Genomic DNA, 26,065 nt, shown 5'->3' with positions numbered 1-26,065 from the left:
GGCGTTACTGTCTCGAAGGCTCACGCCGCCGAGCGGGCATTGGCGATGACGCCGACGAGATCGTTGACGATCTGCTCCACCTTAGCACTGTCATCGCCTTCCGCCATGACGCGGATCAGCGGCTCCGTACCGGAGGGGCGAATGACGAGGCGGCCATTATTGGCCAATGCGCTTTCCGCATCCGCAATCGCCTGCTGCACAACAGGGTTCTCCAGCGGCTTGCCGCCGGAGATACGGACATTCTTCAAAAGCTGCGGCACCGGCTCGAACTTGCGGCAGACTTCGCTGACCGTGAGGCCGGAGCGCTTGACCTTGGCGAGAACCTGCAAGGCCGCGACAAGACCATCGCCCGTCGTACCGTAGTCCGACAGCACGATATGGCCGGACTGCTCGCCGCCGACGTTGAAATTGTGGTTACGCATGTGTTCGACGACATAACGGTCGCCCACCTTGGTACGGGCAAGGGTGAGGCCCTTGTCGCCCAGGAAGCGTTCCAGCCCGAGATTCGACATGACGGTCGCCACGATACCGCCGCCGCGCAGCGTGTTGTCGGCAGCCCAGCTATCGGCGATGACGGCCATCAGCTGGTCGCCATCGACGATCTCGCCGCGCTCGTCAACGATGATGACGCGATCCGCATCGCCATCGAGCGCGATGCCGATATCGGCCCGTACTTCATGCACCTTCTTCTGCAGCGCTTCCGGGTGGGTGGAGCCGCATTCCAGATTGATATTGATGCCGTTCGGCTCATTGCCGATGGTGACGACTTCCGCGCCGAGTTCCCAGAGCGCAGCGGGCGCCACCTTGTATGCCGCGCCATTGGCGCAGTCGATGGCGATCCGCAGTCCGCTCAGCGTCACATCACGCGGCAGCGTGCGCTTGACGAATTCGATATAACGATAGATGTCGCCATCCACACGCTTGGCGCGACCGATCTCGCTCGGCTTGGCCAGCTGCGCATAGATATCCTTGTCGAGAAGGTCTTCAATCTCCAGTTCCAGCTCATCGGAAAGCTTGTAACCATCCGGTCCGAAAAGCTTGATGCCGTTATCGGAGAAGGGATTGTGCGAGGCCGAGATCATCACACCGATATCGGCGCGCAGCGACCGAGTCAGCATGGCGACGGCAGGCGTCGGAATGGGGCCGAGCAGGAAGACATCGAGACCGGCGGCGGTGAAACCGGCGACCAGCGCGTTTTCCAGCATATAACCGGAAAGACGCGTATCCTTGCCGATGACGACGCGATGGCGATGATGGCCACGGCGGAAAATCGTCCCGACCGCAATGCCCACCCGCATCGCCAGATCAGGCGTCATGGGAAAGACGTTCGATTGTCCGCGGATACCATCGGTTCCGAAATAACGGCGTGCCATTTGAACTCCAAATCTTTCGAGCATTCCGGCAAAGCTGAAAACAGCCGGAAGCGTTTTTGGCTAGATGCCACAAACCACGATAAACAGCACGTAAATTAGCGCAAAAATGGCTTATATCTTGTTACCAAAATGAAAAGGCCACCCGGAAGCCCGGATGGCCTTTTACAATTTTTAGCTTGCGCGAACGATCAATGCGGCTGCGGCTCCATGCCGCCTTCGGCCTCGCCGTCGCCCTTTGCTTCGCCGTCACCCTTCACTTCACTGGGACCGTCCTTCTTGGTGCCTGCCTTCGGCACTGCCGAACCACGGCTGCCCGGAGAATCGTCGCCCAGATCGCGAGCGGGCTTCTCGCCCTTCAGCAGGGCCTTGATCTCGTCGCCCGTCAGGGTTTCGTATTCAAGCAGACCCTCGGCAATCGCAACGAAACCATCGTGGTTTTCCGTCAGGATGCGACGCGCCTCACCATAGGCCTCGTCGATCAGGCGGCGAACTTCCGTATCGATGGTCTGGGCCGTTGCCTCGGAGACGTTCTTCGACTGCGAAACGGAATGGCCGAGGAAGACTTCCTGCTGGTTTTCACCATAGGACACCTGGCCAAGAGCATCGGAGAAGCCCCATTGGGTTACCATGGCGCGGGCAAGCTTGGTGGCCTGCTCGATATCCGAAGACGCGCCGGAGGTGATGTTTTCCTTGCCGAAGGTCAGTTCCTCGGCAACGCGGCCACCCATCATGATGACGAGGCGCGATACCATCCACTTGTAGCTCATGGAGTAGCGGTCGCCTTCCGGCAACTGCATGACCATGCCGAGCGCGCGGCCGCGCGGGATGATCGTCGCCTTATGCAACGGATCGGCCACGGCAACCTTCAGTGCGGTGATGGCATGTCCGGCTTCGTGATAGGCGGTCAGCTTCTTTTCGGCCTCGGTCATGGCGGAGGAGCGGCGTTCCGCGCCCATCATGATCTTGTCCTTGGCGTCTTCGAATTCCTGCATGGTGACCACGCGCTTGTTGCGGCGGGCAGCCATGAGGGCAGCTTCGTTGACGAGGTTCATCAGGTCCGCACCCGAAAAACCGGGGGTACCACGGGCCAGAACCTTAAGGTCGACATTCGGCGCCAGAGGCACGTTGCGGATATGCACCTTGAGGATGCGCTCGCGGCCGACAATATCCGGGTTCGGCACGACGACCTGACGATCGAAACGACCGGGACGCAGAAGTGCGGGGTCAAGAACGTCGGGGCGGTTGGTGGCGGCGATGAGGATGATGCCTTCATTCGCCTCGAAACCGTCCATCTCGACCAGCAGCTGGTTCAGCGTCTGCTCGCGTTCGTCGTTACCGCCGCCGAGACCGGCGCCACGATGGCGGCCGACGGCGTCGATTTCATCGATGAAGATGATGCAGGGCGCATTCTTCTTGGCCTGCTCGAACATGTCACGCACACGGCTTGCGCCGACGCCGACGAACATTTCCACGAAATCCGAACCGGAAATGGTGAAGAACGGCACGTTGGCTTCGCCGGCGACGGAACGCGCGAGAAGCGTCTTACCGGTACCCGGAGGGCCGACGAGCAACACGCCGCGCGGGATTTTACCGCCGAGGCGCTGGAACTTCTGCGGATCGCGCAGGAATTCGACGATTTCCTCGAGGTCCTGCTTGGCTTCGTCCACGCCTGCAACGTCATCGAACGTCACGCGGCCATGGGCTTCCGTCAGAAGCTTGGCCTTGGATTTGCCAAAGCCCATCGCACCACGCGAGCCGCCCTGCATCTGCCGCATGAAAAACAGCCAGACGCCGAGAATGAGGAACATCGGCAGAAGCGTGCCGAGATAGCTCAGGAAACCGGAGGAACCGTCGCTTTCGGGACGCGCCACGATGGTCACATTCTTGCTCTGCAAGCGCTCCATCAGGCTGTCATCGATGACGGGGGAATAGGTCTGAAAGGCCGTGCCGTTTTCGGTATAGGTTCCGAGAACCCGGTTACCGGTGACGGTCACGTCGCGAACTCGCCCGGAATCCACATCGCGAAGAAACTGGGAATACGGAATTTCCCGAGAACCCGTTTGCGTCGGCGATGTCTGGAACATGCTGAACAATGCGATCAGCAAGAGGGCAATCACGGCCCACAAGGCGAAATTTCTGAAATTTGGGTTCATCGAACTCCCCGAACTCACACGGACAAATTTGCTGCCCGCTATAATGTGCCCCTAACATAAGGACGACATCTCCCGTTGCCAAGGCGAACGGCGTTATCTGATGCGTTTTGGTGTAAAAACTATTCCAAGGCAATTCACGAAAAAGAGGCCGGATTTAAACCGGGGGCTGTGGATAGGCGGCGCGCAGGAGGCGCATGGCAATCACATTGGCCAACTCAAGGTCGAAACGCGGAAGAAAAAGATCATAAGGCGCAAGCAGCGGGCGGATCGCCGCCACGCCGGACCCCGGAAATTCCAGATCGTGATTTTCGCGCACGAAGACCGGCATTGTCTGGCTGGAGCGTTTCAATATCCCCGGAGGAATGACACCGGAAGGTTTGATCAGAATACCCATTGTGTCTCCGGCGCCAAAAGCGCGGACGACTATCTCTGCATCGGAACGGTTGACCACGTCAAAGCGCTCGTCCCAAACCATCCTCGCGCCCGGCGGCATTCGCAGTGATGGAATGTTTCTGTTTTCCCGCATCAGGTAGAGGGCATCCTTGCGGTAATCGAACACGACGCGGTTCGCCGTTATCCTTCCCGGTTCTCGATTCGCGACAAGCGCCATCACCCTGTCCATCGTGTCAGAGGCCATCGGATATCGTCGACCGCCGATAACACCTGATAGCGCCGACAATGCGTACCGGATAACAGCGGGGTCTTCACCGAGGCTCTCAGCGTTTATCCTGATTAAACCAAGGGAAAAAAACCAAGAGTTATGATGTACAAACCGGGCTGCGCGTGCGGATAATTCCAACCGTGTGTCTGACGTTCCGTACGGAAAAAGACGAGGCGTATCGTCCAGCGCCTGCCGCACTCTCACCCGCTCATATTTGCGGTTTTCATTGCTGGGATCATCGATCCAGCCTTGCGCCCTTTCGAGAAGATAATCGCGAATGGCTTGGCGCTCGCAATGCAGAAATGGCCGCATGACCCAGTGACGCCCACCATACAGCACGGCGTCTGCCATACCCGACAAGCCGAGATTATCAGCCCGTTTACCGCGGGCGGCGCGCATCTCAACCGTTTCCCGCTGGTCGCCCTGTGTATGCCCCGTCACGATGACATCGGCGCTCATCGTGTCCGCGACACCAGCAATCAGACGGTAACGCGCCAAGCGCGAGGCCTCGGCCAAACCGGAGGCGGGTTTTTGGTCATCCCAACGGCGCACGGCATGAAAGATGCCAAGCCCGGCGCATAACGTGGCGACTTTTTTTGCCTCGTCAGCGGATTCGGGCCGTAGCGCATGATCGATCGTGACGGCCGACAGCCGCACCTGTTCCCCTGAACCGATAGAAGCTTCGTGCAATGCGAGCAACAAACCGGTGGAATCGCTGCCGCCGGAAATTGCGACGAGAATATGCGCAGGTTTGCGCAGTTTCGCGACGAACAATCCCGCAGCCTCAAGTGGGGCAAGTCCGGTTTCGTCTGCAATGCTGGTCTTGGCAGGCATAGAAAGACCGCACTTCAACGGGAAAGAGGGATCAGCAGCTCAGCCGTTTCTGTTCGCTGGCAACCTTGCTCAGCACAGTCTTGGAAGCATTGGGATAACGCTTCGGCACCTCGCGCAGCGTGGCGCAGGCGGTTTCGGTATTGTCGAGAGCGGCAAGCGACATGCCGAGCTTCATCAGCATTTCCGGCGCCTTCGGCGATTTGCCATAGGCCTGATGGCCGTTCAGGAAGGTCTTTGCGGCCTCGTTGAACTTGCCCTGGGAATATTGCGCCTCGCCCAGCCAGAAGCTCGCATCCGCGGCCTTCGTGCCCTTGGGATAACCCTGCAGATATTGCTGGAACCCCTGTTCCGCCAGCTTGTAGTCACCGGAAAGAACATGGCCGTAAGCGGCCTGATAAATATCGCCTTCGCTGGTAAGCGCCGCCGTATTCACCGGATCCGTCTTGCGCTGGCTATTGCCCGTGCTGACGCCCGGAAGGCTGGCAGAGGAATTATTAGCGCCCTGATTCAACGTGCCGCCAACCGGCATTCCCTTGGAATCAAGCTCGATGGAGCCGAGCGTCGTCTCTCCCGGTGCGCCTGTCGGAGCGGTGGAGGGAGCAGACGAAGAAACGGAAGCGCCACCCTCGGGTGGCGTTTCGATGATCGTTGCAACGTCGTCGGTCGGCGGTGAGGCCGGATTGACCGGACTGGCTTCCGCCTTCTTTTTCGGCGCAGCGGTCGGGCTTGCACCCTTGCCGCCGGCATTGCCGCTCTCCAGTTCCTGGAAGCGGAACTCATTGTCTTCCTGCGCCTTGCGGATCGTTTCCTGCATCTGCAGAAGCTGGAAGCTCATTTCCTCGATACGGCCGTTGAGCTGCCGGATCTGTTCTTCAAGCTGCTGAACCCGATAGGCTTCATTGGCCTGAACCCGGACGACCGGGGGCTGCTGAGAGTTGATCGTGCCGAAGCTACCCCCCGCACCGAACAGCGGACCCGAAACGGCGATGCCGCTCAAGCCGGTGCAGGCTGCAAGCCCCAGCATTCCCGCCACGACAAGTTTCTTCATCTCATTCGTCCTGCCTTAACTGATTTGCACCGGAATGGCGCAAGCCGGATTTTTTCCATATCAACCGAAAAAGCAACTTAACTTCGGCCAAACTATGAAAAAAACAAAAGGCGGCCCAAAGACCGCCTTTCATTCAAGATCACAATAACGTCAGGCAATCACATGCCCGCGCCACCGAGAACCGTCACGGCGCGGCGGTTCTGCGACCAGCAGGAGATGTCGTCGCAAACGGCGACCGGCTTTTCCTTGCCGTAGGAGATCGTCTTCATGCGGTTAGCCGGAACGCCCTGGGAAGCCAGGAAGTCGCGGGTTGCAGCCGCACGACGGGCGCCGAGCGCCAGGTTGTATTCGCGCGTGCCGCGTTCGTCGGCATGGCCTTCAACGGTGATGGCGTAGTTCGGGTAACGGGCGAGCCACTGAGCCTGGCGCTGCAGGGTCTGCTGGGCGTCAGCGCGGATAGAGGTCGAGTCGGTGTCGAAGAAGATGCGGTCGCCGACATTGACCGTGAAGTCCTGCTGGGAGCCCGGCGTTGCGGAGCCCGCGCCACCAAGGCCAAGTTCACCGGCGCTGTTCGGCATGTTCTTCTTGTTCGCGCAGCCTGCGAGAGCGAGCGCGAGCGTCATGGCGATGACAGCCGGGTTACGGGCCAGTTTCTGCATGGGGCTGAGTGCCGAAATGTGTGTACGGCTCATCGCCGGTCTCTCCTTAGGATTTCAATAACGTTGCCGGACACTAACTGATCGCGGTTAATAGCCGGCAAACGCTTATGGTTAACAGAAAGGAAATGTCCCATTTTTTTGCTCCCTCACAACACTTTGCGGCAAGAAAGAGGCGCACTTCCCCATGGTATCAAGTAAAACATGACGGCGCCGGTTCATGCTGGCGCCGTCATGGCAGGCATATCAGTCCAGAAGCGGCGACCATGCCGGATCCGAAGCGAAAGTCGGCGTCTTGATGAGCTGTTCATTGTAGCCCGTCAGGTCGATCGAATAGAGCTGCGGACCGCCCGCACCGGCGTTCTGACGGAAGAACATCAGCACGCGGCCGTTCGGCGCCCAGGTCGGGCCTTCATTGTGGAAACCGCTGGTCAGGATGCGCTCGCCCGAACCGTCGGTCTTCATCACGCCGATCGAGAACTTGCCGCCCGACTGCTTGGTGAAGGCGATCAGATCGCCGCGCGGCGACCAGACCGGCGTGGAATAGGAACCATCGCCGAAGGAAACGCGCTGCTGGCCGGAACCATCGGCATTCATGACGTAAATCTGCTGGCGGCCGCCGCGGTCGCTTTCGAAGGCGACGCGCTGACCGTCGGGTGAATAGGACGGCGCCGTATCGATCGCCGACGTGTTCGTCAGCCGCGTCGTGGTGCGAGAGCGCAGGTCCATGGTGTAGATATTGGCGTTGCCATCCTGCTGCAGGCTCATGATGACCTTCTGGCCATCCGGAGAGAAGCGCGGCGAGAAGGTCATGCCGGGGAAATTGCCGACAACTTCGCGCTGTCCGGTTTCCAGCTGCAGCAGGTAGACGCGCGGCTGCTGGCCTTCGAAGGACATGTAGGTCACTTCCTGACGGTTCGGCGAGAAACGCGGCGTCAGGACGATGTCGTTCGAGTTGGTGAGGTTACGGACGTTGAAGCCATCCTGGTCCATGATCGACAGCTGGCGCTTGCGGGCCGTCTTCGGGCCGCTTTCAGAGACGAAAACGACGCGGGTGTCGAAGTAGCCCTTTTCACCGGTGATCCGCTCATAGATGGCGTCGGCGATGATGTGGGCGACGCGGCGCCAGTTTTCCGGCTGGGTAAAGAACTGCTGGCCAGTCATCTGCTGGTTGGCGAACGTATCCCACAGACGGAATTCGGCGCGCAGGCGGCCATCGCTTTCACGCGTGACACGGCCGGTCACGAGCGCCTGGGCGTTGATGACCTTCCAGTCCTCGAAACGCGGCTGCTGATCCGGATTGCTGATCTTTTCGATGAAGGCGTTCTTGTTGACCGGCGCAAAAAGGCCGGAACGCTGCAGGTCGGCGGCAATGACCGCGGAAACCTGCGCGCCGATGCCGTCGCTTGACATGAAGTCGGTAATGGCGATGGGCAGCGGCTCGACATTGCCCTTGTTGATGTTGATTTCCACCCGCGCAAAAGCCGGTGCGGAGAAAACCGACATGAGGGCCGCGACAGCGAGCACCAGCCGGATCGGCGAAAATATCTTCATGTTGCCAGGCCTTTCAGCATTCATAGCAATTCACTGGGATCGAAGTTCACGACAACTTCGTTCCATGCGTCATATTTGTCGGCAGGAAGGTTGGTGAACGGAGCAGAACGCATGATGGCGCGATAGGCTCCGCCGGAAAGAGCACGACGCGTTCCTTCGGAACCGCCGGTCGCCTCGATCTCGGGCCGACCGATGATGGTTCCATCACGGTCGAGCTTCATGGTGACCCGGACGCGAACGTCCGAGGCATCCGCCATGCCGGGAATGATCTGCCAGTTCTTCTGGATCGCGCCACGCAGCGCATCCATTTCCGTCTGGCTGAGCGTCGAACCGCCCGTCGTCTTCTTGCCGCCAAGCGAGGCCTGCTGGGTGGAGCGCTTGGCGCCGCCACCCGAAGGCGCCTGCTTGTTCAAAAGCGCGGCGATATCGTCGGCGTTAAAATCGCTTTCCTTCGAGGAAGCCGATTTCGCAGTCTCCTGCTTCTTCTCGCCGGGCTTCTTGTCGGAAGGCTTGTCGGTGGACTTCGCCTGATCGGGCTTGGTCTCGGCCGGTTTTTCCGCGGGCTTCTGCTCGGCAGGCTTGGTCTCGGCCTGCTTCGGCTCTTCCGGCTTCGGCGGCTCGGGACGGGAATTCGGGCGCGGCACGTTCTGCGGCACGGGAATTTCGGCCGGTTCCTGCTGCGCGGGCGGCGGCTCTTCGGCCTTCGTTTCCTGCGGCGGCGGCTCCGTCTTCGGCTGCGGCGCGATCTCGGGCTTGGTCTGCGGCAAGGCGGCCATTTCCTGCGGCTTCGGAGCCGAGGTTTCTTCCTTGACGATTTCCTTCACCTCGTTCGCCTTGGTGTCGACGACGGGTTGCGGCTTTTCCTGCTTTGGCGGAGCGGCGGCGCTGATATTGTCGTTCGGCTTGGTGGTCGGGGTCGGCGGCGCGTCAAGATCGACCGTGTTGTTGCCGACATTCTGGGCGTTTTCGACGATATCCGGCCGCGTGGTCGGAACGGGGGCCGACTTTTCCGCTTTCGGCGCGTTCTTGTCGCCCTGCTGGATCTGGCTCAGCTCCTCGATGGGCACCAGTTCCACCGGCAGGGCCTCGGCCTGCGACACGTCAAGCGGCTCCGGCGAGCCCAGGGAAACGAGGGCGAAAGCCAGAAGCGACGCATGCACGATCGCGGATGTGGTAAGGCTGCCCTTCATCGTTTTACGTCAATTGTCCTGTTTCTGCTGGGTCACAAGGCCGATATTCTTGAAGCCCGCCGCCTGGATGCGCGCCATCACATCGGCGACGACGCCGTATGCGGCAACGGAATCCGCGCGCACGAAGATGCGTTCGTTATAACCTGTCGTGGCGATTGCCTGCAGCTTGTCGGCCACTTCGGCCGCCTGGATTTCCGTTTCCTGCAGATGGATCTGGCCATTGGCGTTGACGGAAATGGTGATCGGCTGCGTATCCGAGTTCAGCGCATTGGCGGATGTCTGCGGCAGATCGATCGGCACGCCGACCGTCATCATCGGTGCCGCCACCATGAAGATGATGAGCAGCACGAGCATGACGTCGACCAGCGGCGTCACGTTGATCTCGCTGATCGCGCCGCCCCTGCGTCGTCCGCCGCGCCCCCGGCGTCCACCGGAACCGCCGCCGCTGCCACCTGCTGACATACCCATATCATCTACTCCATTTTGCCTTGCGGCAAATTACTGCACAGCATGCGGCCGCTTACTGGGCGGCCTGCCGCGTCTGAAGTTTTTCATCGATCTGGCGCGACAGGATCGCGGAGAACTCATCGGCGAAACCTTCCATGCGGGCGGAAAGCTTGTGCGCGTCGGCCGTGAACTTGTTGTAGGCGATAACCGCCGGAATAGCCGCGACAAGGCCGATGGCCGTTGCCAGAAGCGCTTCGGCGATACCCGGCGCCACGACCGCAAGGTTGGTGGACTTCGAACCGGCAATCGCCTGGAACGAGGTCATGATACCCACAACCGTACCGAAGAGACCGATGAAGGGACCGGCCGAACCGATGGTGGCGAGCGAACCGAGGCGCGCCTCGTATTGTTCGCTTTCACGCGCCATGGTCACGTCCATCGCCCGGTCGATGCGCATCTGCAGACCGATGGGCGAGCGTGCGCCGCGCTCGAATGATTTCTTCCATTCGCGCATGGCGGAAACGAAAATCGCCGCAAGACCGCCATTCTGGCGTTCCGCCAGCGTGCGATAAAGCTCTTCGAGCGACTGGCCCGACCAGAAGACCTGTTCGAACTGGTCGAACTGGCGTCTTGCCTTACCGAAGCTCACATATTTGTCAAAGACGATCGCCCACGTCCAGACCGAGGCGGCGATAAGTCCGATCATCACGAGCTTCACGATGAGGCCCGCCTGCATAAACAGTGCCCAGAGACTTACATCGTGCGTCGCCGCTGCCAAACCTGCCTGTTCCATAAATATCCAATCCCCGAATCCAAACGCCCGGTACGGGACCGGGCGATTCAAACGCGTGTTAACGCTCGAAGTCCTGCGGCAACAGCCGCCAACCCCTTAGCCATACCCCGATACTTGCCAGTAAGCCTTACTTGCCAATAAATTTGGTGAAAGGAAGGCGTGCGCCGCACAAATGCCAGTTGCTAAAGTAAGACACCATTATGGTTAAAGGAGTGTTACAACCGGGCCACGCCGGATGGATTTACTGGATGGGACAGCCAATTACTTCAGGAATTTTTCCGCCACCGTCTCCGGAAGACGCCTCGGGCGACCGTTGGCGTTGATGACGGCGATGATGACCTTGGCGGCGACCAGCAGTGTTTCGCCGCGCCGGATTTCCTGATTGAGCACCATTTTCGCGCCGCCGGCCTTCTCGGTGATAGTCGTGATCGTCAACACGTCATCCATCCGCGCCGGGCTTTTGAAATCGATCTCCATGCGATGCACGACGAAAACCAGCCCCTCCTCATCGGCAGTCAGAAGCGCGCTTTGTTCGCAGCCGAGGCAGCGCAGGTAATCGGTGCGGCCACGTTCGAGAAAATGCAGGTAACGCGCGTGGTAAACGAGGCCGGAGAAATCCGTGTCCTCGTAATAGACACGCTGCGTCAGGCGGTGGCCATGTTCGATAAGCTCACCCGACAGCGAAACCACAAGCTCGCTCATATTATCTCCTTGGGAATTTCAACTGCATCGGGACGTCCTTCACGGACAATAAGATGCTCATGCCGTTGCGGCAGCGCTTCGATACGCTCCGCGATGAAACGGGGCCTCAGATCGCTCTTCAGAAGTGCTGAAGGCTGCGCGGGCAGCCAGCGGAACTCCACCTCGACACCATCCAGCACCCGATGCACGATATCGCTTTCATGGAACGGCAGGGGCTGGCGAAGCGAAACGAGATAATAAAATCCGAGTTCATGCGCCGCAAAATCGTCATAGGCGAAAAAATTCTCGGCCGACCAGAGAAGACGTTCGACCGAACAATCCCGGTCAAGCTCCTCGCCGATCTCGCGGATGATGGTTTCCTGCGAGCTTTCGCCGATTTCGGCACGGCCGCCGGGCAAGGCCCTGTAACTGTCCTTCGCACCGCGCTGGACGAGAACATGGCCGTTCTGAAAGATCAGCGCCGCCACGCGCATGCTGAAAAGCTGCGGTTTCCGGTCCAGCCGGATCATGTGACGTTCAGGGGCAGAGGTCATTTATCGTCCAGATCGCCGTCATGCCAGACGAGGTGTCTCGTGGCCTTCGGCAGGTGCTCTATTTCGTCGGCGATGAAATAGGGCGGAATATCAAGCTCGGTCAATGCCTGACGGGTTGCGGCGACCCAGCGGAACTCCAGCTCGTTATCGCCGTCCTGAACGCGGTGAATGATATCGGTCGGATGAAAGGCCAGCGTCTCCGGCAGGTCCATCAGGTAATAAAACCCGAGTTCGTGCCAGTCCTTGCCTTCGTAGTGGAAGAAATTTTCGACCGCCCAGAGAAGCCGCCCGATCTTGGCCTCGACGCCAAGCTCTTCCACCATTTCGCGCGCCAGCGTTTCTTCGGAGCGTTCGCCCATTTCGGCGCGGCCGCCCGGAAAGGTCCAGAATTTTTCATGCGACGCCCGGTGCACGAGCACGTGGCCATCGCGAAACGCCAGTCCCGCGACCCGCATCTGAAAAATGCGCTTCGGCTTGAACTTGATGCGGATGCGGGTGTCCTGCTTGGTATCGTGTGTCATGGCGCTGACCTGCGGGCTGGAAACATCAAATCGGTTTCCGTCCACCCTAGCGCATCCATCTCATCTTTTCTCGCCTTTGCGTCATCTCCCACAATGAATTCATCCAGTTGCGGCGGCTTGAGCGCGGTGCCGGACAACATCGCATGCGCCTGCCCGCGATGATGCGTCTGGTGCTGGAAGAGATGCGACAGGATATCGTCGCAGCGATCATGCTGTATACGCGCACCGCGATGGATATTGACGTTAGCCACAAGGCCGTCTTCATCGAGGCTGTCGACAAATGCGATCAGCACCTCGTCCAATTCTGTCTGGGCAACATGCAGATCCGCCATGGTGGCGAAAGGCTCTTCTTCAGCAAAGGCCGCAAGGCCGAGCGTGCCGCCTTGCAGGGCATCGATATAAAAACGGTCGACGGTGTAGATGTGGTTCAGCGTCGCGCGCAGCGTTGGAAAGAAACTCACGCGGGAGGCGACGAACGCTTCCTGCGAAAGCTGAAGACAGGCCTGATGCAGCCGAAAATTGGCCAGCCGGTTGTTGCGCGCGAGTTTGCGGAAGACCCGCAGCGGATCGTAAGACATGAAGGCTCCTCAATTGCCGCCGAAGGGCGGCGTCGTTCAATCGACGCGCTCAAGCTCCGATCTGCTTTTCAGAACCCTGGCGCCGTCTTCCTGTTCGATCAGATAGGCAGGCTCCTGCCTGCTCGCCTTCCGCTTTATTCTGGAGCCGGCGATGGTGCGTTCGACATCATCCGTGAAAGTCTCGACAATTTTACCTTCACCGGTGCCACTGCCCCAGTTCCACCGGACCTTCGTGCCCTTGCGATACACCGACATGATCATCTCCGTGCCAAAGACGATCAAATGCCGGCACGCCGGGCTTGTTCCCTCAATCCTCCTCCAGGGTCAGCCGGAACTGCGCCGCCTCAAGATCCTTGGGTGGCTGCATGCCCAGATGTTTCCAGGCCGTGCCGGTCAGAATGCGACCGCGCGGCGTGCGCTGGATGAAGCCCTGCTGGATCATATAGGGTTCGATAATATCCTCGATCGCGTCGCGCGGCTCCGAAAGGCCGGCGGCGATGGTTTCGATGCCAACCGGGCCTCCGCCGAAATTGACCGCGATCATGGTGAGATACCGCATGTCGAGCTGGTCGAGACCCATTTTGTCGACCAGAAGCCGGGTCAAGGCCTCATCGGCGATCTCGCGGGTAACGGCTTCCGCCCGCGCCACCTCGGCGAAATCGCGCACGCGGCGCAGTAGCCGTCCGGCGATACGCGGCGTGCCGCGGGCACGCCTTGCCACCTCGCGCGCGCCCTCATCGGTCATGTTCAACCCCATCAGCCGTGCGCCGCGCCGGACGATCAGTTCCAGCTCATCCACAGTGTAGAAAGCCAACCGGACGGGGATGCCGAAGCGGTCACGCAGCGGCGTCGTCAAAAGCCCAAGACGGGTCGTCGCGGCGACAAGGGTGAATTTGGAAAGATCGATCTTCACCGAACGGGCCGCCGGTCCTTCACCGATGATGAGGTCGAGCTGGAAATCCTCCATTGCCGGATAGAGAATTTCTTCCACCGCCGGGTTGAGACGGTGAATTTCGTCGATGAAGAGAACGTCGCGCTCCTCGAGATTGGTCAAAAGCGCGGCGAGATCGCCTGCCTTGGCGATGACGGGGCCGGAGGTGGATTTGAAGTTGACGCCAAGTTCCTTGGCCATGATCTGCGCCAGCGTGGTCTTGCCGAGACCGGGCGGGCCGACGAACAACACGTGATCCAGCGCTTCGCCACGGTTCTTGGCCGCCTCGATAAATACCTTGAGATTGGCGCGGGCCTCCGCCTGGCCGGTAAAATCGTCCAGCGACTGCGGGCGCAGGGTGGTGTCGATGTCCTCACCGCGCTTGTCCGCCGAAATCAGTCTGTCCGCATCGCTCATTCAGGGCATTCCATTGTTCTAAACGAATTCATGAGGTGGTCTTCGCCGCTATATCATGACTGTCACGCCAAGGCGCTTCACGAAATTCAACATCGCGCCCGACCAGCATGTGTACCGCGCCCAGCCTACCGCGAAAGCTCTTTCAGCCCGAGCCGGATCAGCTTGGCGCTGTCGCCGCCCTCCCCGCCGTTCTTCAGCGCCGCGGCAACCGCATTGGCGGCCTGGTCGCGCGAATAGCCGAGATTGGTGAGCGCGGAGACGGCATCCGCTACCGGCGCGGACGCGACGCCTTCGCCAAGCTCCTGCTTGAGGCCCATTGAGGCGGAAGCCTCTCCCGCAAAGGTCGGAGCCTTGTTGCGAAGCTCGGTCACAAGACGCACCGCCACCTTCGGCCCGACGCCCGGCGTGCGTGAGATCATCGTTTTGTCCTGTAGCGCAATGGCATTTGCCAGTTCGGAGGGCGACAGCGTGGAAAGAACGGCCAAGGCCACTTTCGAGCCAACACCCTGCACGCTTTGCAGCAGGTTGAACCATTCCCGCTCCAGCGCCGAGAGAAAACCGAAGAGCTTCAGCTGGTCCTCACGCACATAGGTTTCGATGAACAGCACCACCGCCTCCCCGACGGAGCCGATTTTCGACAGCGTGCGCGCCGAACAATAGGCGACGTAACAGACGCCGTGCACATCCACCAGCACATAGTCCGCGCCGATTTCCTCGATGCTGCCTTTCAGTTTTCCGATCATGGTGCCGCCCGCTGTGATGAGACTTTAAATATTCAACCGGCCGCCAGCAGTCGCCGCATCCTGTCACCGCCGCGATTATGGGCGTGGCAGATTGCGATGGCGAGCGCGTCCGCCGCATCGTTACCCTTGAATTCGGCCTTCGGCATCAGGATTTTCAGCATCATGTGAATTTGCTGCTTTTCGCCGTGCCCGACGCCGATGACCGCCTTCTTCACCGCGTTCGGCGCATATTCAAAGACCGGCAATCCTGCGCGCGCCGGAACCAGCATGGCGATGCCGCGCGCCTGGCCGAGTTTCAGCGTCGCAACCGCATCCTTGTTCACGAAAGTCTGTTCCACCGCCGCCTCGTCGGGCTGATGGCTGTGCACAATATCCGCCAGCCCGTCATGCAGCTGGCAGAGCCGCGAGGCCAGATCCATATCACCGTCCGACGTCACCGTGCCGGAGGCGACAAACCGGAGGCTGTTGCCGAGGGTGTCGATCACCCCCCAGCCGGTGCGCCTTAATCCGGGGTCAATGCCGATGATTCGAATCGTCTTTTGCATGAGGCACCTTATCTTTCCGGCTGCGACCCTGCCAGCGATAAGTGAACAAAACGACAACATTCATCAAATTTGCAGTGCAGCATTTACCTCTGCTTAAACCGCGTACCGCATTGTTCCCCCACAAAATCAAAAAAGGGGAGCTGCGGACATGAAGATCCGCAGCATAATATCTGAGCCATATCAGCCATCCGGTGGCGCCACATGCATGGCGCGGGAACTGATACGGCATTGGGGGCTGCATCGGCCATGCTGAACCGTTTTCATTCCATATCCACCAAAGTGCTGGCGATTTTCCTGGCGCTGATGGCGATCTCGACCGGGGCTCTGACACTTCTCGGCTACCAAAGCAGCAGCGGCGTTCTGGAAGAACAGGCGTCGAAATCCATGGAGAGCATTCTCGTCTTTCGCGGCGACATGCTCCAGGAGCGTCTTGAGCAGCTGAAAACGCAGGCGGATTCCATCGCCAAGATCGAATCCCTGCAGATGGCTGTCGTTTCCATGCGCAGCGGCTGGGCAACCGTGCAGAAAAACTCAGGCGACGCGAAGGCGGAACTGCAGCGCGTCTTCGTCAAGGAAAACCCCTTTGGCGAAAAGGAAAAGCTGATCAAGCCGGAAAGCCCGAGCGGCTTTTATTATTCCACCCATGAAAAAACCCAGACGGATATTGGCGGTTATCTGCAGGGAACGCCGTTCAGCGACGTTCTCTTCATCGATCCCGCGGGCACGGTCTATTACTCTTACCTGAAAGGATCGGCTTTCGGGGAAACCGTCACCGGCAGCGCCTGGACGGAAAGCGGCCTCGGTGCGGCCTTCGCACGCGGCGCCGCAAATGCCGAAAAGGCCGTGAACGACGTGGCGCAGACCAGCTTCTCCGGCCTGCGCATCGATGCCGCCACGAAAGAGGCCGGCATTTATTTCGGCGTTCCAGTCGTCAAGTTCGGCGCTTTCAAGGGCGTCGTCCTCTTCCGGGTCAAGGAAGAGGTCTTCAGCCAGATCCTCACGAAGGGTGTCACGGCCGGCAGTTCCGAACAGTCGGCAATCGTTTCCGCCGATGGCAAGGTTATCGGCGTGGAGGGCAACAGGCTGGTCGGCCTTGATCCGGCAATCTATGGTTTCCATGGGCAGGCGCTGAATACGACGGGCATGACGATTGCCAAGATCGACCGTGCGGATGGCGAAGCCAATGCCTACGCCCGCCCCTTCTCCTTTGCCGGGGAAAAATATCTCGCGGTGGAAAGCATGCTGCGCAGCGAATTGAATGCGGGCTCGGTTTCGATTGCCGGCACGCTTGCCGTGATCGGCCTTTGCGTTCTGGCCGCAATGTGCGCGGCGACGGCCTTCTTCGCGCGGCGTCTCTTTGCACCGCTGGAAAAACTTGCGGGACTGACCGGCGAAGTGGCCGCAGGCCGTCTCGATGCGGAGATCGGCAATCAGGACAGAAAGGACGAGATCGGCCGCATGGCGCAGGCGCTTGGCAGTTTCCGCGAAAAGCTCATCCTGCAGCGGGAGATGGAAGAAACCGCATCGCGCACGCGGGAGGAAGCCGAAACGGCCCGCCGCGCGCATCTTGCGGAACGGGAGGCCGAGGCCGGCACCCTGCAGATGGTCGTGCATTCCCTGGATGAAGGGCTGGATCGGCTGGCGAACGGCAATCTCGCCTATCGTATCGAAACCGTCTTCCCCGACGATCTCGAAAGCCTGCGTCATAACTTCAACACGGCACTTTCCCGGCTCAGCGAAACCATGCAGGCCATCGGCGGCAACTCCGCCGCCGTTCGTGGCGGCTCCGAGGAGATGCGGGTGGGCGCCGACCAGCTCGCCGAACGTACCGAGCGACAGGCAGCTTCCATCACCGAAACGGCAAGCGCGATCAAGGCGATCACCGAAGCCGTTCGCGACCAGATCGAACGCGCCGAACTGGCAACGCGGATCGCCCGCGACGCCAGCGCGGAGGCCACGGCATCCAGCCGCATCATGGAGCAGACCATCGCCGCCATGGAAGCGATCCAGACCTCATCACGCCAGATCAACCAAATCATCGGCGTCATCGATGAAATCGCCTTTCAGACCAATCTTCTCGCCCTCAATGCCGGCGTGGAGGCAGCCCGCGCAGGCGAAGCAGGCAAAGGCTTTGCGGTCGTGGCGCAGGAGGTGCGCGAACTGGCGCAGCGTTCGGCAGCGGCCGCAAAGGAGATCACCAGCCTGCTGAAGCGCTCTACCGACGAGGTTTCCGCCGGCGTGGCGCTGGTGGAAAAAGCAGGCACGTCGCTTTCCGGCATCGGCAAGCATGTGCAGACCATCAGCACGCGCATCGAGGAGATCATGGACTCCACCCGCGAGGAAGCGCACACGCTCTCGGAAATCAACAGCACCGTCGCCAGCCTCGACACCATGACCCAGCAGAATGCCGCAATGGTGGAAGAAACGACGGCCGCCATTCACAATCTCGCCTCCGAAGCGGGCGAAATGGACGGCAGGCTTGGACAATTCACGCTGGCTTCCGACCGGGATGCAGCAGGTCATCGCGACGCCCGACAAATTCGGCGGGCAGGCTGAAAAAGCAAAGGGGCCTCTTCGGAGGCCCCAATTTTTTTGAACCATCCTTCAATTCTGCGCGACTTCACTGGTAAATCGGGACACGCGTCTTACATCCGCAGCAAAGATTTAAATTTCGCAGGAGCGTCGGATGATCCCCTTTTCCATTCTCGACCTTTCGCCCATCGGCGAAGGCGAGAGCGTCAGCGAGGCGCTTGAAAATTCCCGCCGAATGGCGATCAAGGCCGAAGAAAACGGCTATAACCGTATCTGGCTGGCGGAGCACCACGGCATGCCGGGAATTGCCAGTGCTGCAACATCGCTCGTCATCGCCCATGTGGGCGCGGCCACGAAACATATCCGCGTCGGCTCCGGCGGCATCATGTTGCCCAACCACTCCCCACTCGTCATCGCCGAGCAGTTCGGCACGCTTGCGGCGCTGCTTCCCGGCCGTGTCGATCTCGGTCTTGGCCGTGCTCCCGGAACCGACATGCGCACGGCAAGGGCGCTGCGCCGCAATCTCGATGCCGGCGCGGAAAACTTCCCGCACGATATAGTCGAACTCCAGCGTTACCTTGGTCCGCCGCAGCAGGATCAGGCGATTCTTGCCGTGCCCGGCATGAATTCGAATGTGCCGATCTGGCTGCTCGGCTCCAGCACCTATAGCGCGCATCTCGCCGCAGCCCTCGGCCTGCCCTATTCCTTCGCCTCGCATTTCGCGCCCGATATGCTGATGGAAGCGATCCATATCTATCGCGAGCGCTTCCAGCCCTCAGAAGTGCTGGACAAGCCCTATGTGATGGTGGGTGTGATGGGGGTCGGCGCCGATACGGACGAGGAGGCGCAGCATCTCTTCACCTCGTCGCAGCAGCAATTCGTCAACCTGCGCCGCAACGTGCGCACGCAGTTTCCGAAGCCGGTGCACAGCATGGACGATTACTGGAACGAGATGGAGCGTTTCTCTGTCGAACACACGCTGCGTTTCGCAGCCGTGGGCTCGCCTGAGACGATCCAGCGCCATCTCGACGATTTCCTGGCGGAAACGCAGGCGGATGAGCTGATCGTTTCCATGCCGATCCATGACATCGAAAAGCGGCTGCGATCCGTGGAGATTTTTGCTGACGTGCGAACCTCCATAAAGAAGGCTGCCTAAACAAAAAAGCCCCGGAGCGGATCGCTGCCGGGGCTTTTTTTTGAAATATGAGATGTCAGGCGGAAAGCTTGGCGAGAATTTCTTCGGACACTTCGAAGTTGGAATAGACGTTCTGCACGTCGTCATCGTCTTCGAGATTGTCGATGAGCTTCATCAGCGACTGTGCCTTTTCTTCATCCACCGGCACCGTGTTCTGCGGCTTCCAGATGGCCTTGACGCTTTCGGCTTCGCCCAGCACGCCTTCCAGCGCCTTGGAAACCTCGTTCATCGCTTCGAAACCGCAGATGATGGTGTGGCCGTCCTCGGAAGATTCAACGTCGTCGGCACCGGCCTCGATGGCGGCTTCCATGACCTTGTCGGCATCGCCGACTTCAGCCTTGTAGGAGATTTCGCCAACCCGGTCGAAAGAGAAGGAGACCGAGCCGGTTTCGCCAAGAGCGCCGCCGGCCTTGGTGAAAATGGAGCGAACGTTGGAGGCGGTGCGGTTGCGGTTGTCCGTCAGAGCCTCGACGATGACAGCAACGCCGCCCGGGCCGTAACCCTCGTAACGGACTTCGTCATAGTTTTCGCCATCGGCGCCGGACGCCTTCTTGATCGCACGCTCGATATTGTCCTTCGGCATGGACTGTGCCTTGGCGTTCTGGATTGCCAGACGCAGGCGCGGGTTCATGTTCGGGTCGGGCATGCCCGTCTTTGCCGCAACGGTGATTTCGCGCGCAAGCTTGGAAAACATTTTGGACCGCACGGAGTCCTGCTTGCCCTTGCGGTGCATGATGTTCTTGAACTGTGAATGACCAGCCATGGAAAACCTGATTGTCGTAATTTGGAGATTGCGGGCCTTATAAGTGCGATAGCCGCGCCATTCAACCCCGCAAGCGCTTTCTCTTGCCGCAACAACGGAAGGAACCGATTTATCCGCTCTTCGTTCTGATCATGAACGCGGCGGAAAAGGATATTTTTCCTCCGTCGCAACATGAGACCCGAAGGAGAAAACATATGGTCAGCCTGACTGAAGCAAGAGAAGCACCGGCCCGCCAGCTCTGGGACGAGATCAATTCCGTCCATGCCGGCATGCTCGGTCTCGAAGGACTGCACAACCACATGCAGCCCATGGCGCCTCATGCTGACCCCAAGACCAACACCGTCTGGTTTTTCTCCAAAAAAGACACCGATCTGGTGAAATCGCTGAAATCCGGCTCCCGGGCGCATTTCTGCGTGGTGGGCAAGGACCATGACTACCACGCCTGCCTTTCAGGCATCCTCGAAGCACGCGACGACAAAACCAAGATCGACGAATATTGGAACTCGGTCACTGCCGCATGGTACGAACATGGCAAAAGCGACCCGCAACTGATCATGCTGGCGTTGCATGTCGACGATGCCGATATCTGGGCTTCGACGGACAGCACGCTGAAATTCGGCTGGGAAATCGCCAAGGCGAACATGTCGGATGACAAGACGCCTGACGTCGGCGTCCGCCAGCACCTCACCTTTGCCTGATAAACCACTCCCCCCGGCCTTCCCCGCCCGTCGCCATGCTACATGCCTTTTGGCACCAGTATCTGCGGCTGGCGGGGAAGGTTTCTCATCGAAACCCGGATCACCGGATCGGTCGCATAGGCAATGCGGAAACTCTCGCCGAACATCGTCAGAAACTGCTCCAGTGGCGGGCCGGTGCGGTGCATCGGCAGGATCAGCGCGGAGCGCAGGCGCTTGACCACCCGGCTCATGCTGTCTGCCCCCATGGTCAGCCCGCCATCCACCGGCACCATCAACACATCCAGACGGCCGATCTCGGCATAATGCGTATCCGTCAACTCATGATGCAGATGCCCGAGATGGCCGATGCACAGCCCGGCAACCTCGAAGATGAAGATGGAATTGCCGTTCTCCTGGAAGGACTCGTAATCGCCCCAGCGGTTGCGGATGTCGGTTGCGACATTGCGGATATAGACATCGCCCACCAGAACCTTGTGCTCCGCCTTTTCTCCCGGCGTATCGCTCCAGCCATGCAGCACATATTGAATGGCCGGGTCCGGACTGAGGGTAAAATGCGTCGAATGCGCCCGGTTCATCGTCACCACCGTCGGCGTGACGGGCGGACGATAGACGCCGTTATAATCGGTGGCGATCGTCACACCGCCGGGGCTTTCGATCAGATAGGTGGAATGGCCGATGAAGCTGATCTTCACCTCTTCCTTTGCCGTCGCCTGCGCCAGCTGAACACCCGGCGGATTGAAGCTCGCGAACATGACGCCCGGAATGTTGCTGGCGATCGCCTGGCACTGGCTGACGGGAGGACGGCTCGCCGTCTGGGAGAAGGCCGCTCCCGAACAGGCGATCAGCCCCGTTATTGCAAGCATTAGCACGCGCAGCATCATGCCACTCCCCTGAACTTGCGAAGCTGAGAGGATGGGGCAGGTTTTGGCGAGCGTCCAGTTACAAGAGCAACGGAAGGCTCGCCCTCTCGTCATTGTGAACGCTTCGGGGGAAGATTAAACCCAGAAGGACGGCAGGGTTTCCGAAAGCCGCGGCCCGATGCGCAGCGGCGCAATCTTTTCCGCCAGTCCGGTTCGGTCGGAAATCTCCACGCCGACACCGCAGATCGTCGCAGGTCCGCTGGCTGCCTCGAAACGGCCCTTCGGCATTTTGGAAATGAAGCGGTTGATCGGCTCTTCCTTCTCCATGCCAAGCGAGCTGTCATAATCGCCGCACATGCCGGCATCCGACATGTAGGCGGTTCCGCCGTTCAATATCTGCGCGTCGGCTGTCGGAACATGGGTGTGGGTACCGACAACGAAACTAGCGCGCCCATCGACGAAATGGCCGAAACACTGTTTTTCGCTGGTCGCTTCCGCGTGGAAATCGAAAATAATGGCGTCGGCCTGTTCCTTCAGCGGGCAGGCGGCAAGAATGTTTTCAGCCGACTTGAAGGGATCGTCCAGTTCCGGATGCATGAAGACCCGGCCCATGATGTTGGCAACCAGTATGCGCGCGCCGTTGCGGGCATAAAAAATGCCCGAGCCTTTGCCCGGCGTACCATCCGGATAATTGGCGGGCCGGAGGAACTGGTCATGACGCTCGCAGAAGGAAACCGCTTCCTTCTGGTCCCAGACGTGGTTGCCGGTCGTCACCACATCGGCGCCGGCATTGATGGTCTCGAGATAGATATCCTCGGTGATCCCAAAACCGCCGGCAGCGTTTTCACCGTTGACGATGACGAAATCCAGCTTCAGGTCGGAAATCAGCCCCGGCAACCGCTCCCAGACAGCCGTGCGTCCGGTCTTGCCAACCATATCTCCGAGAAAAAGAAGCCTCATTCACCCGCCCCGATCTTGCGCATGTTTCTATATTTCGTCCCCTCTAGTGCATTTCCAGGAAAAGTGGAACCCGGTTTCCCGTCCGCAAATGCGACGAAACAAAGAGTTAGAGGGTCTTCGCCATTCAAGGAAAAGTGGAGACCCTCTAACCGGCAATCCATCTTTTAAAAAGTGCTAAAGCGCCTTTTGCCCACTATCGGAGATCGACAGTGGGGCGGAAAACCAGCGCAGGCCACTTTCCGTCAGAATGGCGTGAAGCGACACATCATGCGGCTCCGCCGGTACGGACGGCACTTCCTGACAATCGAAGGCGACGCCGATGAGCACAGGCTGACGGCCCCTGGCGTGCAGTCGCGCAATGGCGCGGTCATAATGGCCCGCGCCATAACCGACCCGCTGACCTTTGCCATCAAAGACGGAGAGAGGTACGAGCAGAATATCCGGATCGAGAACCTCCGCATCCTCACCCGGGCCGGTCGTGCCGAAGCCGGTCTTCACCAGCTGCGTATCCGGCTCAAAGGCGCGGAAGACGATGGTTTCACGATCCAGCACAACCGGCAGGACAAGACGCCCGCCCCTTGTCCGCAACGCTTCCATCAGCGGCCGGGTATCGGCCTCGGAGCGGATCGGCATGAAGCCGGAAATTACGGTGCCCGGTGCAAAGGGGATACCGGAGGCGCCATGCGCCGTTATGGACTGGCTCTTCTCCTGGCGCTCCGCCAGCGTCAGCGCATCGCGCGCGGCGAGCCTTTCGCCGCGCAGCCTTGCTTTTTCCGCAACGTCACCGGGCATCAGGCGGCCCGGCTCACGAGAACCTTGTCGATGCGGTGGCCATCGAGATCGATGACCTCGAAACGCCAGCCATTGCGGGTGACATGTTCGCCCAGTTCCGGCAGGCGGCGGAACTCGTCCAGAACCAGACCGGCAACGGTCTCGAACTCGGCATCCTCGTCAATCTGGAAACCCATGCGATAAGCGAACTCATCGGCGGGCATCCAGCCGGCGACGAGGAACGAACCGTCCTCGCGCTCGACCATGGCCGGCTCCTCGTCATCATCTTCCTGGAACGCGCCGGTGATGGCTTCCAGCACGTCGCCGGAGCTGATGATGCCTTCGAAATGGCCATATTCGTCGTAGACCAGCACCATATGCACGGTGGAACGGCGCAGCGACTGGATGACGTCCACCGCGCTCGTCAGATCCGATACGACCGGCACTTCCCGCAGAAGCTCGCGGATGTTGAGTTCCTTGCCGGAAGCGAGCGCATCGAAAGCGTCCTTGGCGAAAAGCACACCGAGAATTTCATCCGAAGCGCCGTTGCGCACCGGCAGGCGCGAACGCTGCGTCTGGCGAAGCTGCTCGCGGATTTCTTCGGCGCTGTCTTCGATATCGACCACTTCCACGTCGCGTCGCGGCGTCATCAGGCCGCGCGCATTGCGGTCGGCAAGGCGCATGACGCTGGTGATCATCGCCGATTCCTCGGTCTCGATCACACCGGCGCTGTGAGCTTCGGCCAGAACCGTGCGGATTTCATCGTCGGTGACCGAAGCGTTGGATTCACCGCTATGGCCGAGAAGCGCCAGAACGGCCTTGCCCGACCGGTCGAGCAGCCACACCAGCGGCGCGCCGACCTTGGACAGCAGCATCATGGTGGGGGCGACGCGGGCGGCGACCTTTTCGGGGTCGCGCAGCGCAATCTGCTTGGGCACCAGTTCGCCGACGATCAGCGACAGATAGGTGATGGCGACGACCACCGAGCCGACGCCGAGCGCATCGGCGGCACGGTCGGGAACGCCCTGCTCCAGAAGCCACGCCGTGAAGCGGGCGCCGAGCGTGGCGCCGGAAAAAGCGCCGGAAAGGACGCCGACCAGCGTGATGCCGATCTGCACCGTGGAAAGAAAGCGTCCGGGATTTTCGGAAAGGCTGAGCGCCATTGTGGCGCCCTTGCTGCCTTGTGTGGCAAGCACTTTGAGCCTCGCCGGTCTGGAGGAGACAACGGCAAGCTCGGACATGGCAAGCACACCGTTCAATACGGTGAGCAGGACCACGATCATAATTTCAGTAAACAAGTTTAGCTCTTTGGGCTGTTGAACGGCACGTCGCGGTTTTGACCGCAGCGCCCTTTTTTAAAGGGCATGACAGACATACCAATCCGGATAATAGGGAATTGTTCCGCCATTGCAATGACGGCAATATAAAAAAGCCGCGTCCGGCAGTTATGAAAAATGACTGTCGAATATATCAAGGATACAGGGAAGCCCCGGAGGTTGATCCGAAACTTCAAGCGCGATCCACGGCGACCGATGGAGATTTACGATCCTGGGTGCCTACAAAAGTAGGTGGGCACCGTGTGTCCAGCCCCACGGGACTGGCCAGGGACAGCTCCCTTTGGATCGAGTATGGCCCCAGGGATTGTGGTTCCTGTCGGGAAGCGCAGAACGCATAGAAGATATAGGACGGATCGGAGAAAACCGCCAGAGGGCAGCGCGCGAAATTTTGCCGCCTCAGAGCCCTTCAGGCCATCAATGCGCGGCGGGCTTCGGCCGCGCCAGCAGTTTTTCGGTGATCCCGTTCAGGCGGTCGGCCAGATCGCCGATGGCGAGCGCCACCATCTCGTCCGATTTCGCCCGGTGCTCGGCCATGCCGTCGCGGTTGCGGGAAAGGGAGGCGACCTCTCCTTCCAGCTTCTCGATCTTGCGATTGAGTTCGGAAAGCTCGTCCATCACCATGATGCCCGCCATAACGGTCAGGCGAAGATCGCCGATTTCGCCGAACTGGCTCTTGAGGTGCCCGACATACCGGTCGAACCTCGTTGCGAGATCGGTCAGATGGTCTTCCTGCCCCGCCTCGCACGCCATGCGGTAGGCCTTGCCGTCGATCATAACTGTGACTTGCGCCATGAGCCCGCTCCTATCGATCCAGCACCGCGCGGATCGTCTCCATCGCCGTCACCAGCCGGCGGGAAACCTCGCGATTGACTTCTTCAAGACGATTGGCACGAAACTCGGCCTGATCCAGCTCATGCGCGAGCCTTGCGCGGTCGACATGGACCCGCTTGACCTCGTTATCGATCTCGCCCGTCTCCCTTTGCCGCTCGATACGCATATCGATGGCATTTTCGAGATTTGTGATGGCAGCATTCAGCTCCGTCAGCGCAGATTGTACGGTCTTGTCAGCCGACATCGTTTTTTCCAACTCGCACGCCACCGGCCGAATCGTCCGGTTTCAGGCCTTTTCAACAATCACGAGGTTATTACCCGATTTACCATCCCGTCAATCAAACCAGTGCATTGAGACGTTTTGCTCTGTGGATGAACGAAGAGGCGGCAACGCCTATCGCACGGATTTTGTCAGGATGCCCGATTTTCTAAACGATTT

27 protein-coding genes and 1 other RNA gene are annotated in these 26,065 nt (G+C 59.8%); 3 read left to right on the top strand and 25 right to left on the bottom strand.

Annotation, left to right across the window (positions count from 1 at the left end; genetic code table 11):
* Positions 1 to 20: 20 nt before the first annotated feature.
* The 17 genes from glmM to ruvC all read right to left on the bottom strand — a co-directional run bounded on the left by glmM (position 21) and on the right by ruvC (position 15,679).
* Positions 21 to 1,373, bottom strand: coding sequence for a phosphoglucosamine mutase (glmM, locus tag PIB16_RS06825; protein WP_003523248.1), 1,353 nt, complete (start codon positions 1,371 to 1,373; stop codon positions 21 to 23).
* Positions 1,374 to 1,561: 188 nt separating this feature from the next.
* Positions 1,562 to 3,526 (bottom strand): ATP-dependent zinc metalloprotease FtsH, encoded by a 1,965-nt coding sequence (gene ftsH, locus PIB16_RS06820; RefSeq protein WP_080819500.1) that lies wholly within the window; start codon positions 3,524 to 3,526, stop codon positions 1,562 to 1,564.
* 154 nt (positions 3,527 to 3,680) lie between these two features.
* Positions 3,681 to 5,021: a tRNA lysidine(34) synthetase TilS gene (gene tilS, locus PIB16_RS06815; protein WP_271045255.1), complete on the bottom strand. Its 1,341-nt coding sequence runs from the start codon at positions 5,019 to 5,021 to the stop codon at positions 3,681 to 3,683.
* A 31-nt stretch (positions 5,022 to 5,052) separates the two neighbouring features.
* Complete coding sequence (gene ybgF, locus PIB16_RS06810) at positions 5,053 to 6,069, bottom strand: tol-pal system protein YbgF (RefSeq protein ID WP_161987909.1); 1,017 nt, start codon at positions 6,067 to 6,069, stop codon at positions 5,053 to 5,055.
* Between the two features lie 158 nt (positions 6,070 to 6,227).
* Positions 6,228 to 6,761 (bottom strand): peptidoglycan-associated lipoprotein Pal, encoded by a 534-nt coding sequence (gene pal / locus PIB16_RS06805; protein WP_003506243.1) that lies wholly within the window; start codon positions 6,759 to 6,761, stop codon positions 6,228 to 6,230.
* 210 nt (positions 6,762 to 6,971) lie between these two features.
* Positions 6,972 to 8,279 (bottom strand): Tol-Pal system beta propeller repeat protein TolB, encoded by a 1,308-nt coding sequence (gene tolB, locus PIB16_RS06800; protein ID WP_003523242.1) that lies wholly within the window; start codon positions 8,277 to 8,279, stop codon positions 6,972 to 6,974.
* 20 nt (positions 8,280 to 8,299) lie between these two features.
* On the bottom strand, positions 8,300 to 9,469 hold the full coding sequence (locus PIB16_RS06795; RefSeq protein WP_003523241.1) for a cell envelope integrity protein TolA: 1,170 nt from the start codon (positions 9,467 to 9,469) through the stop codon (positions 8,300 to 8,302).
* Positions 9,470 to 9,478: 9 nt separating this feature from the next.
* On the bottom strand, positions 9,479 to 9,937 hold the full coding sequence (gene tolR, locus PIB16_RS06790; protein ID WP_003523240.1) for a protein TolR: 459 nt from the start codon (positions 9,935 to 9,937) through the stop codon (positions 9,479 to 9,481).
* Between the two features lie 52 nt (positions 9,938 to 9,989).
* Positions 9,990 to 10,709 carry a protein TolQ gene (gene tolQ / locus PIB16_RS06785; RefSeq protein WP_003523238.1) on the bottom strand — a complete coding sequence of 240 codons (720 nt, stop codon included), beginning with the start codon at positions 10,707 to 10,709 and terminating at the stop codon, positions 9,990 to 9,992.
* Positions 10,710 to 10,970: 261 nt separating this feature from the next.
* Positions 10,971 to 11,411 carry a tol-pal system-associated acyl-CoA thioesterase gene (gene ybgC / locus PIB16_RS06780; RefSeq protein ID WP_065656478.1) on the bottom strand — a complete coding sequence of 147 codons (441 nt, stop codon included), beginning with the start codon at positions 11,409 to 11,411 and terminating at the stop codon, positions 10,971 to 10,973.
* Positions 11,408 to 11,944, bottom strand: coding sequence for an NUDIX hydrolase (locus PIB16_RS06775; protein WP_271045254.1), 537 nt, complete (start codon positions 11,942 to 11,944; stop codon positions 11,408 to 11,410). Before PIB16_RS06775 ends, ybgC begins: the two co-directional genes overlap by 4 nt.
* Entirely contained in the window at positions 11,941 to 12,465 is a 525-nt protein-coding gene (locus PIB16_RS06770; protein ID WP_078052024.1) for an NUDIX hydrolase, read from the bottom strand. The genes PIB16_RS06775 and PIB16_RS06770 overlap by 4 nt, the downstream gene beginning before the upstream one ends.
* Complete coding sequence (locus tag PIB16_RS06765; RefSeq protein ID WP_271045253.1) at positions 12,462 to 13,043, bottom strand: DinB family protein; 582 nt, start codon at positions 13,041 to 13,043, stop codon at positions 12,462 to 12,464. Before PIB16_RS06765 ends, PIB16_RS06770 begins: the two co-directional genes overlap by 4 nt.
* A gap of 36 nt (positions 13,044 to 13,079) precedes the next feature.
* On the bottom strand, positions 13,080 to 13,298 hold the full coding sequence (locus PIB16_RS06760; RefSeq protein ID WP_080629651.1) for a DUF2945 domain-containing protein: 219 nt from the start codon (positions 13,296 to 13,298) through the stop codon (positions 13,080 to 13,082).
* Positions 13,299 to 13,350: 52 nt separating this feature from the next.
* Positions 13,351 to 14,391, bottom strand: a complete 1,041-nt coding sequence (gene ruvB, locus PIB16_RS06755) for a Holliday junction branch migration DNA helicase RuvB (RefSeq protein WP_031234297.1) — start codon at positions 14,389 to 14,391, stop codon at positions 13,351 to 13,353.
* A 125-nt stretch (positions 14,392 to 14,516) separates the two neighbouring features.
* The gene (gene ruvA, locus PIB16_RS06750; RefSeq protein WP_080857465.1) at positions 14,517 to 15,134 is read right to left on the bottom strand and encodes a Holliday junction branch migration protein RuvA; all 618 of its coding nucleotides are present in this window, start codon (positions 15,132 to 15,134) and stop codon (positions 14,517 to 14,519) included.
* 32 nt (positions 15,135 to 15,166) lie between these two features.
* A complete protein-coding gene (gene ruvC / locus PIB16_RS06745) occupies positions 15,167 to 15,679 on the bottom strand; it encodes a crossover junction endodeoxyribonuclease RuvC (protein WP_003523217.1) in 513 nt (170 codons plus the stop codon).
* Positions 15,680 to 15,925: 246 nt separating this feature from the next.
* Here ruvC and PIB16_RS06740 point away from each other — a divergent pair, with 246 nt between their 5' ends.
* Both PIB16_RS06740 and PIB16_RS06735 read left to right on the top strand, forming a co-directional pair.
* Positions 15,926 to 18,235, top strand: coding sequence for a methyl-accepting chemotaxis protein (locus PIB16_RS06740; RefSeq protein ID WP_271045252.1), 2,310 nt, complete (start codon positions 15,926 to 15,928; stop codon positions 18,233 to 18,235).
* A 130-nt stretch (positions 18,236 to 18,365) separates the two neighbouring features.
* On the top strand, positions 18,366 to 19,367 hold the full coding sequence (locus tag PIB16_RS06735) for an LLM class flavin-dependent oxidoreductase (protein WP_271045251.1): 1,002 nt from the start codon (positions 18,366 to 18,368) through the stop codon (positions 19,365 to 19,367).
* Positions 19,368 to 19,422: 55 nt separating this feature from the next.
* Here the strand turns inward: PIB16_RS06735 and PIB16_RS06730 are convergent, their stop codons facing one another.
* Positions 19,423 to 20,169 carry a YebC/PmpR family DNA-binding transcriptional regulator gene (locus PIB16_RS06730; RefSeq protein ID WP_003523214.1) on the bottom strand — a complete coding sequence of 249 codons (747 nt, stop codon included), beginning with the start codon at positions 20,167 to 20,169 and terminating at the stop codon, positions 19,423 to 19,425.
* A 194-nt stretch (positions 20,170 to 20,363) separates the two neighbouring features.
* Between PIB16_RS06730 and PIB16_RS06725 the strand changes: the two genes are divergently transcribed.
* The gene (locus PIB16_RS06725) at positions 20,364 to 20,867 is read left to right on the top strand and encodes a pyridoxamine 5'-phosphate oxidase family protein (protein WP_065656489.1); all 504 of its coding nucleotides are present in this window, start codon (positions 20,364 to 20,366) and stop codon (positions 20,865 to 20,867) included.
* Positions 20,868 to 20,905: 38 nt separating this feature from the next.
* On the opposite strand, the gene PIB16_RS06720 is transcribed toward PIB16_RS06725, so the two are convergent.
* The 7 genes from PIB16_RS06720 to PIB16_RS06690 form a co-directional block, all read right to left on the bottom strand.
* Positions 20,906 to 21,748: an MBL fold metallo-hydrolase gene (locus tag PIB16_RS06720; RefSeq protein ID WP_059755787.1), complete on the bottom strand. Its 843-nt coding sequence runs from the start codon at positions 21,746 to 21,748 to the stop codon at positions 20,906 to 20,908.
* Positions 21,749 to 21,862: 114 nt separating this feature from the next.
* Complete coding sequence (locus tag PIB16_RS06715; RefSeq protein ID WP_003523211.1) at positions 21,863 to 22,687, bottom strand: TIGR00282 family metallophosphoesterase; 825 nt, start codon at positions 22,685 to 22,687, stop codon at positions 21,863 to 21,865.
* A 174-nt stretch (positions 22,688 to 22,861) separates the two neighbouring features.
* Positions 22,862 to 23,479, bottom strand: a complete 618-nt coding sequence (locus PIB16_RS06710; RefSeq protein WP_174045569.1) for a 5-formyltetrahydrofolate cyclo-ligase — start codon at positions 23,477 to 23,479, stop codon at positions 22,862 to 22,864.
* Positions 23,479 to 24,741, bottom strand: a complete 1,263-nt coding sequence (locus tag PIB16_RS06705) for a hemolysin family protein (protein WP_020812224.1) — start codon at positions 24,739 to 24,741, stop codon at positions 23,479 to 23,481. Before PIB16_RS06705 ends, PIB16_RS06710 begins: the two co-directional genes overlap by 1 nt.
* Positions 24,742 to 24,971: 230 nt before the next feature.
* Positions 24,972 to 25,130, bottom strand: a non-coding RNA gene (gene ssrS / locus PIB16_RS06700) — 6S RNA.
* A 79-nt stretch (positions 25,131 to 25,209) separates the two neighbouring features.
* Entirely contained in the window at positions 25,210 to 25,587 is a 378-nt protein-coding gene (locus PIB16_RS06695; protein ID WP_003523207.1) for a cell division protein ZapA, read from the bottom strand.
* Between the two features lie 10 nt (positions 25,588 to 25,597).
* Positions 25,598 to 25,870 (bottom strand): DUF4164 domain-containing protein, encoded by a 273-nt coding sequence (locus tag PIB16_RS06690; protein ID WP_035263131.1) that lies wholly within the window; start codon positions 25,868 to 25,870, stop codon positions 25,598 to 25,600.
* Positions 25,871 to 26,065: the final 195 nt, after the last annotated feature.

The organism is Agrobacterium sp. ST15.13.015 (assembly GCF_027871645.1).
In the GTDB taxonomy this organism is placed as follows: domain Bacteria; phylum Pseudomonadota; class Alphaproteobacteria; order Rhizobiales; family Rhizobiaceae; genus Agrobacterium; species Agrobacterium leguminum.
Note: the sequence above shows the minus strand (reverse complement) of the source record. Positions and strands in the feature narration are given on the sequence as shown.

What these genes read in the sequence shown, in the direction of transcription:
- PIB16_RS06770 (WP_078052024.1), bottom strand. Translation starts at nt 12,465, where the DNA reads ATGACACACGATACCAAGCAGGACACCCGCATCCGCATCAAGTTCAAG.
- PIB16_RS06795 (WP_003523241.1), bottom strand. Translation starts at nt 9,469, where the DNA reads ATGAAGGGCAGCCTTACCACATCCGCGATCGTGCATGCGTCGCTTCTG.
- PIB16_RS06695 (WP_003523207.1), bottom strand. Translation starts at nt 25,587, where the DNA reads ATGGCGCAAGTCACAGTTATGATCGACGGCAAGGCCTACCGCATGGCG.
- PIB16_RS06775 (WP_271045254.1), bottom strand. Translation starts at nt 11,944, where the DNA reads ATGACCTCTGCCCCTGAACGTCACATGATCCGGCTGGACCGGAAACCG.
- PIB16_RS06690 (WP_035263131.1), bottom strand. Translation starts at nt 25,870, where the DNA reads ATGTCGGCTGACAAGACCGTACAATCTGCGCTGACGGAGCTGAATGCT.
- PIB16_RS06740 (WP_271045252.1), top strand. Translation starts at nt 15,926, where the DNA reads ATGCTGAACCGTTTTCATTCCATATCCACCAAAGTGCTGGCGATTTTC.
- pal (WP_003506243.1), bottom strand. Translation starts at nt 6,761, where the DNA reads ATGAGCCGTACACACATTTCGGCACTCAGCCCCATGCAGAAACTGGCC.
- PIB16_RS06735 (WP_271045251.1), top strand. Translation starts at nt 18,366, where the DNA reads ATGATCCCCTTTTCCATTCTCGACCTTTCGCCCATCGGCGAAGGCGAG.
- ybgC (WP_065656478.1), bottom strand. Translation starts at nt 11,411, where the DNA reads ATGAGCGAGCTTGTGGTTTCGCTGTCGGGTGAGCTTATCGAACATGGC.
- PIB16_RS06725 (WP_065656489.1), top strand. Translation starts at nt 20,364, where the DNA reads ATGGTCAGCCTGACTGAAGCAAGAGAAGCACCGGCCCGCCAGCTCTGG.
- PIB16_RS06710 (WP_174045569.1), bottom strand. Translation starts at nt 23,479, where the DNA reads ATGCCCGGTGACGTTGCGGAAAAAGCAAGGCTGCGCGGCGAAAGGCTC.
- PIB16_RS06760 (WP_080629651.1), bottom strand. Translation starts at nt 13,298, where the DNA reads ATGTCGGTGTATCGCAAGGGCACGAAGGTCCGGTGGAACTGGGGCAGT.
- tolB (WP_003523242.1), bottom strand. Translation starts at nt 8,279, where the DNA reads ATGAAGATATTTTCGCCGATCCGGCTGGTGCTCGCTGTCGCGGCCCTC.
- PIB16_RS06705 (WP_020812224.1), bottom strand. Translation starts at nt 24,741, where the DNA reads ATGATCGTGGTCCTGCTCACCGTATTGAACGGTGTGCTTGCCATGTCC.
- ruvC (WP_003523217.1), bottom strand. Translation starts at nt 15,679, where the DNA reads ATGCAAAAGACGATTCGAATCATCGGCATTGACCCCGGATTAAGGCGC.
- ruvA (WP_080857465.1), bottom strand. Translation starts at nt 15,134, where the DNA reads ATGATCGGAAAACTGAAAGGCAGCATCGAGGAAATCGGCGCGGACTAT.
- tolQ (WP_003523238.1), bottom strand. Translation starts at nt 10,709, where the DNA reads ATGGAACAGGCAGGTTTGGCAGCGGCGACGCACGATGTAAGTCTCTGG.
- PIB16_RS06720 (WP_059755787.1), bottom strand. Translation starts at nt 21,748, where the DNA reads ATGATGCTGCGCGTGCTAATGCTTGCAATAACGGGGCTGATCGCCTGT.
- ruvB (WP_031234297.1), bottom strand. Translation starts at nt 14,391, where the DNA reads ATGAGCGATGCGGACAGACTGATTTCGGCGGACAAGCGCGGTGAGGAC.
- ftsH (WP_080819500.1), bottom strand. Translation starts at nt 3,526, where the DNA reads ATGAACCCAAATTTCAGAAATTTCGCCTTGTGGGCCGTGATTGCCCTC.
- PIB16_RS06765 (WP_271045253.1), bottom strand. Translation starts at nt 13,043, where the DNA reads ATGTCTTACGATCCGCTGCGGGTCTTCCGCAAACTCGCGCGCAACAAC.
- PIB16_RS06715 (WP_003523211.1), bottom strand. Translation starts at nt 22,687, where the DNA reads ATGAGGCTTCTTTTTCTCGGAGATATGGTTGGCAAGACCGGACGCACG.
- tolR (WP_003523240.1), bottom strand. Translation starts at nt 9,937, where the DNA reads ATGGGTATGTCAGCAGGTGGCAGCGGCGGCGGTTCCGGTGGACGCCGG.
- tilS (WP_271045255.1), bottom strand. Translation starts at nt 5,021, where the DNA reads ATGCCTGCCAAGACCAGCATTGCAGACGAAACCGGACTTGCCCCACTT.
- PIB16_RS06730 (WP_003523214.1), bottom strand. Translation starts at nt 20,169, where the DNA reads ATGGCTGGTCATTCACAGTTCAAGAACATCATGCACCGCAAGGGCAAG.
- ybgF (WP_161987909.1), bottom strand. Translation starts at nt 6,069, where the DNA reads ATGAAGAAACTTGTCGTGGCGGGAATGCTGGGGCTTGCAGCCTGCACC.
- glmM (WP_003523248.1), bottom strand. Translation starts at nt 1,373, where the DNA reads ATGGCACGCCGTTATTTCGGAACCGATGGTATCCGCGGACAATCGAAC.